This is a genomic window from Bacillus arachidis (genome assembly GCF_030285945.1).
Lineage (GTDB): Bacteria > Bacillota > Bacilli > Bacillales > Bacillaceae_G > Bacillus_A > Bacillus_A arachidis.
In genome coordinates, this window is sequence record NZ_CP127376.1 from 4,848,741 (window position 1) to 4,862,855 (window position 14,115).

Consider the following 14,115-nt stretch of genomic DNA (forward strand, 5'->3'; position numbering starts at 1 on the left):
TTCTTTCCCCATTTTTTCTTTTTTTCTACATGTAACGAAAAGTAATTGTTATTTCTAAAACTTTAGTGTATATTTTGCTCTGGAACATCTTTAAAGGGAAGGAATTAGAGCTATGTTATTAATCGAAATATTTACGTTTCTTGGCATTGTTGCCGCTGCCATTTCTGGTACATTAGTGGGTTTAAAGAAAGATTTAGATTTATTTGGTGTCCTTTGTTTAGCTGTAGCTACTGCACTCGGTGGCGGAATTATTCGTGATGTTATGATTGGTAACCTCCCTCCCGTTGCATTTGTACAACCAATTTACTTTTTTGTCAGCGTATTAGCCGCTCTTTTTACTTGTATGTTTTTTGAACGTATTAACAAACTTCAAGTTGTAATTATGCTTTCAGATGCTGTCGGTTTAGGCGTTTTTACTGCTATTGGTGCAAACGCAGCAATGTCGCATCACGTTGATGCTTCATTTTTAGTTGTTTCAATGGGTGTTATTACAGGTATTGGCGGAGGAATTTTGCGTGATATTTGCGCTCAAGATATTCCCTACGTATTCCGTAAAGAAATTTATGCCATTGCTTCTATTTTGGGTGCAATTAGTTTTCTTATTACGCATGAAATGGGTGCACACGTATTAGCCTTTTATATTTGTTTACTAGTAACGTTCACCATACGTGTAGTTACTGTTATATATAATGTACATTTTCCAGTTTTCTTTAAAACACATTCAAAGGCAAATGCTAATAAAAGTCATTAAGAGAATTCAAAGCGAATTCTCTTTATTTTATACTCATTGCCTAAATAAAAAAACTCACCATTTTTATGATGAGTTTTCTTTTCATATATACCTCAGTATGCTCCCGGAAGATATAGGATAAAACGATCCTGTTACGAATGGCTTTATTTTTTGAAAAATAGCTTTTGACAATAGAAAGACAGCATATAAACACCTAAACTTTGTAAAATAAAAATGCTCGGTATAATTAAACTACCGTATACAATATCCTTATTCAAAAGTTTCATTCCAATGTATCCTGTTATAAGTAATAGGAATAACATATAGCTTTCGCTCTTTTGTTTTTGAATAAGGAAATGTAAAAGTGCAATTATCATAAATAAAGTTACAACCATAAAGAGAAGATTTTCACCCTTTAACAGTGCTCCATTCATTCCTTCTGATGATAGTTGATCTATGTTTGACTTAAGAGAAGCTGACCTTTCTGTTTCAAACGCCTTTAATGTTTCATCCATACGTTCTTTCCAACTTTGCGTTTGAACCGTTTCTTGTTTATTGTGCTGTTCCCCAATTAAAACCGATTGCACATATGCATTGTTAGAAATCGTATACTGTTTTATTCCCATTGCTTGAATCCCATAATTCACACTAAAATGTGTCGCATAAAATACAACTAAAATCCCTATTGCCTTTAACAATATATTTTGTTTATCTGCACTTTGGAATATTTCTACTAGTAAAATATACGTAAGTACTAAAATAAGTATAAATACTCCTACTGGATTAATTATATTACTAAAAGCAAATAATACCGCAGCACACACCCATATGTAAGAATGGCTCAATCCTTTATGTAGTAATATATAACTCGCACAGTAAAATAAAAATACAGAGAGTGATTCTCCTGTTAACAATGAGCAAGAGAGAATATTAGGCAAATATAACGCGTAAAATACTGCAGTAATCCGACCACATTCCTCTTGAAATAAAATGGTAGCAATTCGATAAATGAAAAACGCCGTGCCCATGCAATACAAAATATTACATAATTGTAAAACAAATGTAGCATCGCCAAACACACGAATCAATATTGACTCATATATAATGAAAGGTAATTGACTAATCACCGTTATATTACTGCTTCCTAGCGCAACTTGTTTTGCAGTCTCATACATGGCTCTCACATCACCTATAACTGGTGTATCCAAAAAGAGAACTGCCCCAAGTCTAACGAGTACTGTCATACTCATTAGAAAAATGAGAAACTGTTTATCCGTAAATCGATATTGCAAAATAGAAGCGAGAAGTAAAAAGAGTATAACGAAAATGGATAGTACAATCGTTACGCTCGTGGCACTTCCTCCTAATAATTGCTTGCTCCCCTCAAAAGCGTTCCAGCAAGAATAAGCAAAAAAGGCAAGCATAGTTCCAATAATCATTTTACTAAATCCTGTTTGTATGTGATTCATATGTATATTGCACCTCTATTTCCATTTATAACACAACGATTCTATCACGAATAGACACATGACAGTTAGAAAATTTATCTCTCTATTCGCGGGCAGTAATACCCCCGCCCTAAAATTTAAATGGAAATAGAGGGATTAAATGAGAGATAAACTGTCCTTAAAAACCCAATTGAAAAGGATTCATAATCAATTGAGAATGAAAAAATCCTAACTGATTAAAGTTTCACTATATATGACAAAAATAGCACACTCTTTTTTTTACTTGCAATGTAAGCGAAACCTCTTTTACACTACAATCTATACAAAACAAATTTTCTTTCAGTTACCCGCATAGAAATGCAACATTATTCTATTTTAATAAGATCAACTTCTTATCGAATATCGATTGTCTAAATAACAAATAGTATTCAATAGAAGAGATCAATCTTTTTTATACAGGAAATGAGCGTACCACTCTGATTGAAAACGTAAATAGGAGTAGATTATATGGATAAGAAATTTATGAGAGAATCAAAAGCAATTAAAACAACGCGTGTTTTCCCAAATGATTTAAACAATCATCACACCTTATTTGGCGGAAAATTATTAGCAGAAATTGATAGCATTGCATCTATTGCAGCAGCAAGACATAGCAGAAAACATTGCGTAACAGCTTCCATTGATTCTGTTGACTTTTTAACTCCAATCCATCAAACGGATTCCGTTTGTTATGAGGCATTCGTTTGCTATACTGGAAAATCCTCTATGGAAGTGTTTGTGAAAGTCGTTGCAGAAAATTTATTAGAAGGAGAACGTCGTATTGCTGCAACTTGCTTCATCACATTCGTAGCACTAGAAAATGAAAAACCCTCTTCTGTTCCTCAGGTGCTACCAGAAACAGAAGAAGAACATTGGTTATATAAAACAGGCAAAGAACGTGCACAAAACAGAAAAAATAATCGTTTAAAAAGTAAGGAAATGGCTGCCGTATTAACATTGAATAAACCTTGGAATGTATAAAACTTCTTCCCAAAAGACCATGACTCCCTTAGCGAATATAGTTCCACTATATTCGCTATTTTTTTTAACTATATCTATAAACGTTCTGTCTTACAAAAAAACATATAATTCCTCCTAATCTACATCATATATCTTCCTAGCCAATAGTTGATTTACAAAGTTTATGTGCGGTACACTTATATCCGACGTTATGAATTACCAATATTAATTTATTCAATATGGGGGACATTTCTTGAAACTTATACAATGTATTAAAAATCATTCACTTTATAGAAAAGTAAAATCAATCCCTGTTATTCAAAATTATTCTCAGAATAAAACACTTCGTATTAGAAGAGCAAACATGGAGCAGCATGGATTAAAATCACTCATTCTAATGCAAGAAGCATTTAAATCGGCAGGGCATACATTTTGGTTAGATTATGGGACTTTACTAGGTGCTGTACGTGAAAAAGACTTTATTGGACACGACGATGATATTGATGTTGGAACTTTTTACGTAGATGAACAAATGAAACAAGCTATTGAGGATCAAATGAAAAAAAGAGGTTTTATAAAAGAAAGATCATTTGTAATCGACGACAAGACTGTAGAGGAAACATATGTCTATAATGGCGTATACATTGATATCTTCTACTACTTTAAAGAAGAAAGTCATAAAATATGGTGTTATTTCTTTGAAGGTGGTAAAAATGTAAAGTTTGAAAATTCAGGAACCACTCGTATTTCAACTGGTTGGAAAACAAAAAAAGCCATCTCTACATTTACAGGCATGAGAACAATTCCGTTCAAAGGTGAAACGTTTACTGTTCCTAGTAATTATGAAGAATATTTAATAGACAACTATGGTCCAAATTATATGATTAAAAATGCAAATTGGGATTCTTCTAACGCTGCTTCCAACATTGAATTACTTCCAATAGAACATGCAAAAGGAATCTATTTTAATAACTAATATAATTTATTATGAAAGATACTGACGTAACTTTCATGTATGTAGAAAGGTGAAATCATGCAAAAGTCACTTGTCTCAAATATTTTCTATAAAATATTGCTCAATACCTTTAATATCATACTTCCCATTTTAGTTGGTCCATACGCATATCGAACGCTCGGAGTCGATTCAATGGGAACCGTTAATTTTTCTGAAACTATTTTTAATTACTTTTTCATTTTTGCTGTATTTGGTGTATATCAATATGGATTACGTGAAATCAGTTTAGTGAAAAACGATAAGAAGAAAGTTTCACAATTGTTCACGAATCTATATGTGATTAACTTTACAACCAGTATCCTGGCTTTAACAGCCTTTTTATTATTTAGTTATATTGGATACGGGAACCAGGATTTATTCCCTGTACTTCTCATTTTCGGATTCAACTTTATCTCAAATTTATTTTATGTAGAATGGTTTAATGAAGCACATGAAAATTATGATTTCATTACGAAGAAAACCGTTGTTGTTCGTTTGATTTATGTTGTGCTTCTTTTTATTTTTATTCATGGAGCAGACGACTATAAGCAATTTGCCGGTTTATTAGTTCTATCAACATTTTTAAACCATACTATTAGTTTTATATATGTGAAGCGCCAAGTTAAGTTTGATTTTTCCAATTTAACAATTATTCCACATTTAAAGCCTTTATTTTTAGTTGTCATTTTTTCAAATGCTAATATTCTATACACACAACTAGACCGCTTTGTTTTAGGAGAATATGCTGGAAAAGCTGAAGTAGCTTTCTATGTAATGGCCTTTCAAATTATGACCATTATTAATACACTTATGTTAAGTGTTGTACAAGTTACAATTCCAAGACTTTCTTATTTGTCAGGAAACGCAACTGAAGAAGCATATGAATCGCTACTAAATAAAATTTCAAAAGTATATTTTATTACGCTATTTCCTGCAGCAATTGGATTAATGCTTATTGCTCATGAAGCTGTTGTCATTTACGGTGGAAAGGAATATGCTGGAGCTGGTAACACATTAATTATTTTTGCATTTTATATGATTTCAGTAGGGATCGAATCAATTTTATCAAACCAAATTATTTACGTAAAAAAGAAAGAAAGCATTTTAGTGCGCTTTTTATTCATTTGCGGGTTCATAAACCTTGCATCCAATATCGCACTTATATATTTCCACGTACTCACACCAGCAACAGCAATTTTCACAACAACAATCGCTAACTGTTTGTTAATTACACTTGAGTATATTTATGTGAAAAAGAAATTAAAAGTCAATTACACATTGTTCGATATACAGAAACTAAAATACATGTTCTATTCACTGACATTTTTACCAATAGCGTTCTTAGTTGATACGGTAATTTCGGAACAAATTCTACAAGTTATCATTACAATATTAGGATGTGCATTAGCTTATGCACTTATCCTATTCATAGTGAAAGATGAAATTCTCTATATGCTATTAAACAAAATGAAGACAAGATTTAAAAGAGCTTAATGTAGATGAAATAAGAAAACAAACTATTTTTCTTCATATGAACAAATGAACCTTCTTGAAGGAGCTGTTATAATTGAAATTCTCTTTAATCATGGCCACTTGTGGCAGACGTGATGATATTCTTGACTTACTAAAATCGTTAGAAAAACAAACTTATAAAAACTTCGAGCTCATTGTAGTTGACCAAAACGATACACCAATTTCTGATCTCTTTGAAGATTATAAGGAAAAGTTCGCAATCAATTATATTTACACCCCTATTAAAGGATTATCTCGTGCCCGTAATACAGGGTTAAAAGTGACTGATGGCGATATTATTGCTTTTCCAGATGATGACTGTGTTTATGAAACAAACGTGTTAGAAAGTATACTCGAAACATTTGATGCTAATAAAAATATTCAGTTTGTCTCGACAAACACTACAAATGTTGAAAAAACCGGATCATTAATACATGCTCCAAAAACAAATATTATGTTAAATAATAAATATGGATTCATAGGTCCTTCTTTTGCACTATTCTTTACGAAACAATTTGTACAAGATGTTGGTACATTTGATGAAGACTTAGGTGTTGGATCTGGAACAATTTATGGAGCTGGTGAAGAAACCGACTTCGTACTGCGTGGTATGAAAAATGGATATACCGGACTATTTAGAAAAGACTTATTCGTATACCATCCCGTAAAAGAAGAAGTGATTAATGAGCAATCATTAAAAAGAGCCATTTCCTATGCCGGCGGTTTCGGGAGAGTTATTCGTTTACATTATGGCTTCCCTTACTTTTTACGTGCAGTTGCAGCTGCTGCATTCCGTATAACACAAAACATTTCAAATGATAAACGTAAATTCCATGCAAATCGCTTAAAAGGAATCGTTCGAGGATATTTTAAATAGAAAAAAAGAAGAGCGCCGTTCAATATTAGAACAGTTTACTCTTCTTTTTTTTATCTAGTTTCCCTCTTCAAAAACGAAATAGTCTCCTTTAATCCATCGCAATAAGGTGTCATTGGTATTTTACCAATATAGTTCTCATATTTTTCTCCACTCAATATAACTGGCTCTTCTATCAAATACAGCATTTCTACAAACTCCTTCATTTGTTTATCAAATAGGCCAAGCATTCTAATCATACGTTTTTTTACAGTCATTATAGGCTTTGTGTATCCAGTTAATTCTCTTATATACCCAATCATCTCTTCTCCTGTAATTACGCCACATCCTGGTATATTCCAGTTTTGTCCGTATGCATCATCACATAATGCTAGTTCAACAATAGCATTAGCTCCATCTGGCGTATAAATATATTCCCTTGCAATCCCTTTATCCCCAACAAAGCTAGATATTTTATTTTTAAGAACACTTTGTAGTGTATGATGAACAAGTGTACTTTCCGCATTCGGACCATAAAAATCTGGAAAATGAGCAATAAGTACTGGTACCCCAGCCTGTTTCGCCATCAATTCAAGTTGCAAACGAATTTTCCCCTTCTTTGTATGTGGATTCTTTTCATCCTCTTCCGTTACCTTCTCTCGCCCCTGCCTTCCATACCCATAAATGTTATCTACCATCGCTAATTTAGCACCGTAATATTTCGTTGTTTCTAATATATTCTTTAGTAACTCCGGTTGTTTGGTCTCCCAGTCTGAATATGGAATATTTACAGCATGAAATATAACATTTACACCTTTTGCAGCTTCCATTATATTTGCTCGCTTAAATACATCTCCCGCTATTATGTGTACTCTTTCCTCATCGTAAAACAGCTTTTCTAGTTTCTCCTTATTTCTCGCAAAAGCAACTACATCAATCCCTCTACTACATAACTCCTTTGTAATTGCATACCCCATTGCTCCAGATGCCCCCAATACTAACGCCTTTTTCATCATCATATCCTCCTTTTAATTAACCATTGTTCAATTAATGTTAAAAAGAAAATCACTTACATAAGAAGCGATTTTACAATGAAGTCCACATGTGCATTAGCCAAATTTCGTACATCTTCAAACGTTTGAACATTTCTACAATAATGTGAAACAAACCCATGTAATGATAAAAAAACAGACCATATAGTCATTATACTTACCTTCTCATTACATAAGGAAGATACAACATTAGCAAACTTGTTATAACTGGCATTTGGCTCATTTGCTAGACATTCTTTTAATTCTTCATCTTTAATCAAAAACATAATTTCATAATGACTTTGATTTCGTAGACCAAATTCAATAAAACCCAATAAAACTGCTTTTAATTGTTCTTCTCTCTGTAAATTTTGAGCAATCGTTTCATCCAATTTTTGATCCAATAATTGAAAATCTTGCTCAACCATCGCATAAAAAAGTTCTGCTTTATTTTTAAAATGATAATAAATTGAACCATGGCTATACCCTAGTTCCCCCGCAATCTTACGCATTGAAGTATGCTGATACCCTTGTTTTATAAATAAATCTCTCGCTGCATTTATAATCATTTCTCTTGTTAACTCTTGTTTAACCGCTCTTCTTGGTGACATTTTTTATACCTCACACTTTAATTAACCACTGTTCAATTACATTATATTCCTTTTTTAAAAATATGCAACCCTATTCTTGTAAAAATATACATTTCGAAAGGATAGCATTATATACAAGAATTTAGTATCATGATTCAAGATACTATTTTGAAATGGACGGGGGACAATATGAGCTTATTAACAGTTGAAAATTTAGGTCATACATTTGGTGATCGCACACTATTTAAAGACGTATCAATGCGTTTATTAGCAGGTGAACATGTTGGATTAGTTGGCGCAAATGGCGTTGGTAAATCAACATTTATGAATATTATTACTGGACAACTTATCCATGACCAAGGACGCGTAGAGTGGACACCTGGTACAGATTACGGATATTTAGACCAGCATACAATCTTAACACCTGGCAGAACAATTCGTGATGTTTTAACAGATGCATTCCTACCTTTATTTGAGAAAGAAAAAGAACTCAATATCGTTACAGAAAAAATGGGGACAGCTACACCAGAAGAATTAGAAGAACTTCTTGATCAAATGGCAGAAATTCAAGATGCACTTGAAGCAGGCGGTTTCTATTTACTAGATATTAAAATCGAAGAAGCAGCACGAGGCCTTGGAATTGATGCAATTGGTTTAGATCGTGATGTTTCTGCACTAAGTGGTGGACAACGTACAAAGGTATTGCTTGCAAAACTTTTACTTGAGCAGCCAGAAGTATTATTACTGGATGAGCCGACTAACTATTTAGACGTTGAACACATTCAATGGTTAACAAATTATTTAAAAGAATATCCACATGCGTTCCTTTTAATTTCTCATGATACGGAATTTATGAACAAATGTGTTGATGTTATTTTCCATCTAGAATTCTCAAAAATGACGCGTTATACAGCGACGTATGAGAAGTTTTTAGAGCTTGCAGAAATCAATAAAAATCAACATTTAAACGCTTATCAAAAACAACAAGAATTCATCAAAAAGCAAGAAGATTTCATTGCGAAAAACAAAGCTCGTTATTCTACGACAGGCCGCGCAAAAAGCCGTCAAAAACAGCTTGATCGTATGGAGCGTATTGATCGCCCAGAAACAGCGATTAAACCAGAGTTCTCTTTCAAAGAATCTCGTGCAAGCAGCCGCTTTGTCTTTGAAGGAGAGAACGTAGAAATTGGTTACACACATCCGTTATTACCAAAATTAACAATGACAATTGAACGTGGTGAGAAAATTGCAATTGTTGGATGTAATGGTGTTGGTAAATCAACATTACTAAAAACAATCTTAGGTAAAATTAATCCATTAAGTGGGAAAACAAGCCTTGGTGACTTCTTAACACCAGCCTACTTTGAACAGGAAGTAAAAGCTGATAACATAACGCCTATTGACGCCGTATGGAATACATTCCCAAGTTTAGACCAACATCAAATTCGTGCTATGTTAGCGAAATGTGGTTTAAAAAATGAACATATTACTCGTCCACTAAACCAATTAAGTGGTGGAGAACAAGCCAAAGTTCGTTTATGTAAATTAATGGGTGAAGAAAGTAACTGGCTATTATTTGATGAGCCGACAAACCACCTTGATGTTACAGCGAAAGAAGAATTGAAAAAAGCAATGAAAGCATACAAAGGAACAATCCTTCTTGTATGCCACGAACCAGACTTTTACCAAGATTGGATAACGAAAGTTTGGAACGTAGAAGAATGGGCGCAAGCTAGTAATTAATAAAAAGGTGAACCACAGTGGTTCACCTTTTTATTACTATGGATGGATTTATCCATTTCATGTGATTTTTATATGATAATACCCTGCTAACCTCAACCGAAAATCTTTGAAATTAGCATATGATTTCAAGTTCGCTAGCATTCCTTGAATCACTGGTATTCTTGGATTTGGCAACCTCATTTCGGCTTCCAAAACATCTAGTGTAACTAACAATTCATCATTTTCTAACTGATCTGCCAATGTGCGTTTAAACATAATAATTTCCTGTAAAAAATGTTCCTTTGCTTGCTCTTTAATAAGCTCCGAGTTACAAAAGAATTGTTCTAACTTTTCCTCATTCAAAACAGGTGCATCTGAAGAGTCTATAAGTCCTGTTACAAGATTATCCATTCTCTTTAAAATAAATGATGAAACATAAAATAAATCTATTTCAGTTGCATTTAAAACAATCAACTCTAAATAACCCCTGCATATCCCTTCTACCATAATAACTAGGTCTAAAAGATATGGGGTAACCTGTTCACCATAAATCGATAATAAACTATTTCGATAAAATGCATGTGACTCGAGCTTCACTCTCATCATAAACGCTTCTACTTCTTTATTAAAAGGAATTGCATTTTCCCTCGCGTGCATAATAATGAATTCCTTATGTTTTTGTACATCATTAAATTGACAGTGCAGTTGTTTTTCAAACTTTTCACGTGGTAGTAACGATTCTCCATCAATAGTCATCATCTTGTTGTGGATTTTGTCATAGTAATATCTAAGTGTCGCTAATAACAATTCATCTTTCGACTTGAAATATAAATAAAAAGCCCCTTTTGATATGCCACAAGCTGTTACAATCTCTTGTACTGAAGTTGCGTTTACACCTTTAGTTGCAAATAACTTCATTGCCATCTCTATAATTAAGCGTTCTTTTTCTTTCATAATTTCTCTCCTAATTTAATCTCGCATCTTAAAGTTTTAACTTAAATTTATTATACCATCCCTTTTCATTGACGACTGACCACGCGGTCAGTTATATTATGTATTAGACTGACCATTCGGTCAATACACGTTAAAAAGGGAGCGCAAACATGAACAAGATTATTAACTTTTCGTTAAAAAACAAGTTCGCAGTTTGGCTATTAACCATTCTCGTTACCGTGACAGGGATTTATTCTGGACTTAATATGAAACTAGAAACAATTCCTGACATTACAACACCTGTTGTAACAGTAACAACGGTTTATCCTGGTGCTACACCAGCGGAAGTAGCCGATAAGGTATCGAAACCGATGGAACAGCAACTGCAGAATTTAAGCGGCGTCAATGTTGTCAGTTCTTCCTCTTATCAAAATGCCTCTTCTATTCAAGTAGAATATGACTTTGATAAGAATATGGAGAAAGCTGAAACCGAAATTAAAGAAGCACTTGCGAATATAAAATTACCAGAAGGCGTGCAAGATCCAAAAGTTTCCCGAGTAAACTTTAATGCCTTTCCTGTTATTTCATTAAGCGTAGCAAGTAAAGATGAATCTTTAGCTTCCTTAACTGAAAAGGTTGAAAAAAATATTGTTCCAGGATTAAAAGGACTTGATGGCGTTGCATCTGTTCAAACTTCGGGACAACAAGTAAATGAAGTACAACTTGTCTTTAAAACAGATAAAATGAAAGAATTAGGGTTAAGTGAAGATACTGTTAAGAATATCATTAAAGGCTCTGATGTATCTCTACCACTTGGACTCTATACATTTAAAGATACGGAGAAATCCGTTGTTGTAGATGGTAATATTACAACAATTAAAGCTTTAAAAGAAATGAAGATTCCTGCCGTCCCTTCAGCGGCAAGTGGTCAGGGTAATCCAGGGGCTAGATCTCAAGCACCACAGATGAATCCAGCTACAGCTAATGGGATCCCTACTGTTGCATTAGAAGAAATTGCTGATATTAAGGAAGTCGGAAAAGCCGAATCTATTTCGCGTACAAATGGTAAGGAAGCCATCGGCATTCAAATTGTCAAAGCAGCTGATGCAAATACAGTTGATGTCGTAAATGCCGTAAAAGACAAAGTAAAAGACTTTGAAAAGAAATATAAAGACTTAGAAATTATCTCAACATTTGACCAAGGTGCACCGATTGAGAAATCAGTTGATACAATGCTGAGCAAAGCAATCTTTGGTGCCATCTTTGCTATTGTCATTATTATGTTGTTCTTACGAAACATCCGAACAACATTGATTTCTGTCATTTCTATACCACTTTCTTTATTAATGGCTATTTTAGTACTAAAACAGCTGGATATTACACTTAATATGATGACGCTTGGAGCAATGACCGTTGCCATTGGACGCGTTGTCGATGATTCAATCGTTGTTATTGAAAATATTTACCGACGTATGTCCCTATCAGAGGAGAAATTACGAGGAAAAGACTTAATTCGTGAAGCAACAAAAGAGATGTTTGTTCCAATTATGTCTTCAACAATTGTAACAATTGCTGTCTTCTTACCACTTGGACTTGTAAAAGGTATGATCGGCGAAATGTTCCTACCATTCGCTTTAACAATTGTGTTTGCCTTGTTAGCTTCATTACTTGTAGCGATTACAATTGTGCCGATGTTAGCTCATTCCTTATTTAAAAAGGAAAGCATGAAAGAAAAACAAGCACATCATGAAGAAAAACCAAGCAAATTAGCAAACGGCTATAAACGTGTGCTTGGTTGGGCATTAAACCATAAAATCATTACATCTAGCATCGCTGTTCTTTTATTAGTAGGTAGCCTTGCACTTGTACCAATTATCGGTGTAAGTTTCTTACCATCTGAAGAAGAAAAAATGATTATTGCAACGTATAATCCTGAACCAGGACAAACATTAGAAGACGTTGAAAAGATAGCAACAAAAGCTGAAAAACACTTCCAAGATAAAAAGGATGTAAAAACAATTCAATTCTCATTAGGCGGAGAAAACCCAATGAGTCCTGGTAAAACAAATCAAGCTATGTTCTTCGTCCAGTATGATAATGACACGAAGAACTTTGAAAAAGAGAAAGAACAAGTCATTAAAGACTTGAAAAAGATGACAGGAAAAGGTGAATGGAAAAGCCAAGACTTCGGGACTAGTGGCGGTAGCAATGAAATTAAGCTATACGTATACGGGGATAGTTCAGAAGACATCAAACCTGTCGTTAAAGATATTCAAAGTATCATGAAGAAAGAAAAAGACTTGAAAGATGTCGACTCTAGTATTGCAAAAACATACGCAGAATACACATTAGTCGCAGATCAAGAAAAACTAAGTAAAATGGGGCTAACCGCTGCCCAAATTGGAATAGGACTTTCTAATCAACATGATCGCCCTGTTCTTACAACAATTAAAAAAGATGGTAAAGATATTAACGTTTATGTAGAAGCAGAAAAACATGATTATGAAACAATTAATGATTTAACGGACCGCAAAATTACAACACCACTTGGCAACGAAGTAGCCGTTAAAGATGTTATGACTGTAAAAGAAGGTGAAACTTCCAATACAGTAAAACATCGCGATGGACGTGTTTATGCTGAAGTAAGTGCAAAATTAACATCCGATGACGTTTCAAAAGCATCTGCTGCCATTCAGAAAGAAGTCGATAAAATGGATCTTCCCTCTGGTGTAGATGTTACCATGGGCGGCGTTACAAAGGATATCCAAGAATCATTCCAGCAACTTGGTTTAGCGATTTTAGCTGCGATTGCCATTGTATACTTCGTTCTTGTCGTTACATTTGGCGGTGCCCTTGCACCACTCGCAATTCTATTCTCGCTACCATTTACAATTATCGGTGCCCTTGTTGCACTCTTAATCTCTGGTGAGACATTAAGCGTATCAGCGATGATTGGTGCCCTTATGTTAATCGGTATCGTTGTAACGAATGTTATCGTGCTTATCGACCGTGTTATTCATAAAGAGCGCGAAGGCCTATCAACGCGCGAAGCATTATTAGAAGCTGGCGCAACACGCTTACGTCCAATTCTAATGACTGCAATCGCAACAATTGGCGCCCTTATCCCACTTGCACTAGGATTTGAGGGCAGTGGATTAATTTCTAAAGGCCTTGGAGTAACGGTAATTGGTGGATTAACAAGTTCAACATTATTAACACTCCTTATCGTTCCAATTGTGTATGAAGTACTCAGCAAATTTAAAAAGAAAACTGTAGAATAAAAAAATAACCTCGCGCGCAGCG

At 34.1% G+C, this 14,115-nt stretch carries 11 protein-coding genes; 7 read left to right on the forward strand and 4 right to left on the reverse strand.

Annotated features, from left to right (window positions below; translation table 11 throughout):
• The first annotated feature begins 112 nt into the window (after positions 1–112).
• Positions 113–751, forward strand: coding sequence for a trimeric intracellular cation channel family protein (locus QRY57_RS26615; protein ID WP_026592114.1), 639 nt, complete (start codon positions 113–115; stop codon positions 749–751).
• A gap of 143 nt (positions 752–894) precedes the next feature.
• Here the strand turns inward: QRY57_RS26615 and QRY57_RS26620 are convergent, their stop codons facing one another.
• Positions 895–2,199, reverse strand: coding sequence for a hypothetical protein (locus QRY57_RS26620; RefSeq protein ID WP_286016541.1), 1,305 nt, complete (start codon positions 2,197–2,199; stop codon positions 895–897).
• A gap of 486 nt (positions 2,200–2,685) precedes the next feature.
• On the opposite strand from QRY57_RS26620, the gene QRY57_RS26625 reads away from it, so the two are divergent.
• From QRY57_RS26625 to QRY57_RS26640, 4 genes are all read left to right on the forward strand, one after another.
• A complete protein-coding gene (locus QRY57_RS26625; protein WP_026592116.1) occupies positions 2,686–3,198 on the forward strand; it encodes an acyl-CoA thioesterase in 513 nt (170 codons plus the stop codon).
• A 232-nt stretch (positions 3,199–3,430) separates the two neighbouring features.
• A complete protein-coding gene (locus QRY57_RS26630; protein WP_208016667.1) occupies positions 3,431–4,153 on the forward strand; it encodes a LicD family protein in 723 nt (240 codons plus the stop codon).
• 57 nt (positions 4,154–4,210) lie between these two features.
• Positions 4,211–5,665, forward strand: coding sequence for an oligosaccharide flippase family protein (locus QRY57_RS26635; protein WP_286016542.1), 1,455 nt, complete (start codon positions 4,211–4,213; stop codon positions 5,663–5,665).
• A gap of 73 nt (positions 5,666–5,738) precedes the next feature.
• Positions 5,739–6,560 carry a glycosyltransferase family 2 protein gene (locus QRY57_RS26640; protein WP_026592119.1) on the forward strand — a complete coding sequence of 274 codons (822 nt, stop codon included), beginning with the start codon at positions 5,739–5,741 and terminating at the stop codon, positions 6,558–6,560.
• 50 nt (positions 6,561–6,610) lie between these two features.
• Here QRY57_RS26640 and QRY57_RS26645 read toward each other — a convergent pair whose 3' ends face one another.
• Both QRY57_RS26645 and QRY57_RS26650 read right to left on the reverse strand, forming a co-directional pair.
• The gene (locus tag QRY57_RS26645) at positions 6,611–7,549 is read right to left on the reverse strand and encodes an SDR family NAD(P)-dependent oxidoreductase (RefSeq protein ID WP_286017942.1); all 939 of its coding nucleotides are present in this window, start codon (positions 7,547–7,549) and stop codon (positions 6,611–6,613) included.
• Between the two features lie 56 nt (positions 7,550–7,605).
• The gene (locus QRY57_RS26650; protein WP_026592121.1) at positions 7,606–8,178 is read right to left on the reverse strand and encodes a TetR/AcrR family transcriptional regulator; all 573 of its coding nucleotides are present in this window, start codon (positions 8,176–8,178) and stop codon (positions 7,606–7,608) included.
• Positions 8,179–8,307: 129 nt separating this feature from the next.
• Here QRY57_RS26650 and abc-f point away from each other — a divergent pair, with 129 nt between their 5' ends.
• Positions 8,308–9,900, forward strand: coding sequence for a ribosomal protection-like ABC-F family protein (abc-f, locus tag QRY57_RS26655; RefSeq protein ID WP_081811029.1), 1,593 nt, complete (start codon positions 8,308–8,310; stop codon positions 9,898–9,900).
• A 57-nt stretch (positions 9,901–9,957) separates the two neighbouring features.
• Here the strand turns inward: abc-f and QRY57_RS26660 are convergent, their stop codons facing one another.
• Positions 9,958–10,833, reverse strand: coding sequence for a TetR/AcrR family transcriptional regulator (locus QRY57_RS26660; RefSeq protein WP_286016543.1), 876 nt, complete (start codon positions 10,831–10,833; stop codon positions 9,958–9,960).
• A gap of 149 nt (positions 10,834–10,982) precedes the next feature.
• Between QRY57_RS26660 and QRY57_RS26665 the strand changes: the two genes are divergently transcribed.
• Positions 10,983–14,093, forward strand: coding sequence for an efflux RND transporter permease subunit (locus QRY57_RS26665; RefSeq protein WP_286016544.1), 3,111 nt, complete (start codon positions 10,983–10,985; stop codon positions 14,091–14,093).
• The last annotated feature ends 22 nt before the right edge of the window (positions 14,094–14,115 follow it).